Source organism: Vibrio sp. 378, assembly GCF_033339435.1.
This window is the reverse complement of the sequence record NZ_JAWOUO010000305.1, coordinates 1-857: the sequence shown is the minus strand read 5'-3', so window position 1 is coordinate 857 and position 857 is coordinate 1. Positions and strand designations below refer to the sequence as shown.

The 857-nt window shown below is 47.1% G+C and carries 1 protein-coding gene; it reads right to left on the bottom strand.

Annotated elements, in window-relative coordinates; translation table 11 throughout:
* On the bottom strand, positions 1–857 hold an 857-nt coding region (locus R7Q48_RS25875), incomplete at both ends, for a bifunctional precorrin-2 dehydrogenase/sirohydrochlorin ferrochelatase (RefSeq protein ID WP_318133039.1).

The following is an 857-nucleotide window of genomic DNA, read 5'->3' as shown; positions in this document are numbered from 1 at the left end:
GCCCTTGCAGCAACATGAATTCGCTTGTGCCTTGAGGAATGAACACGCACACACGTAAATTGTCTTTTTTCGCTTTGGCTAACTTATCAGACAGTTCTGCCGCATTTGAAAAGGCCTCACGTTCGGCATCTCTTCTTACCAACTCCATTGCATCGGCCTCACACTTAGTCGAGTACAGCGCGAGTTCGGGTTGCTGCATGTAACGAACAGATTTGATTGGCAGCATTTCGATGTCTTTCCCGAGGTGAATCCAAGTACAGCTGCCCTTCTCATCTAATGGGTTTGCCATCGTTGCCTGATAGATCGTTTCAAGCTCGCGGTTATTACGCGCGTTTTCAACATCAGGATTCGAGAAGAACTGCTCCCAGAACTTACGGCGTAAATCGACACTTGGTAACGCTTCTTTGATCGAATTACGTTTCGAGTTGGCAAACTCGGCCATCAAGCCCATGTTCTGAGGAAGAATCGCTTCAAGCTTTTCACGAATATTGCGAATCAGTACCGGAGACGCTCCACCACTTGAAATTGCAATCTGGATTCTGCCACGGTTGATCATTGAAGGTGTGATGAAGTCACAGTACGGTTTGTCGTCTACGACGTTGACCAAAATGCCAAGTTCTTTGGCATTTTTATACACCTGGTGATTCAGCTCTGGGTTATCAGTGGTGGCCCACACTTGCACAAAACGTTTTGTGACAAGGTCACTTGAATAAAAGCGTTGCACCCAATGGATTTGGTGCTCATCGGCAAGCCTTGATAAGAACTCAACCAAAGTTGGAGAAACAATGGTGACATTCGCCCCAGCCTTTAGTAGCGCTTCCACTTTACGGCTCGCCACTTCTCCACCACCAACAACA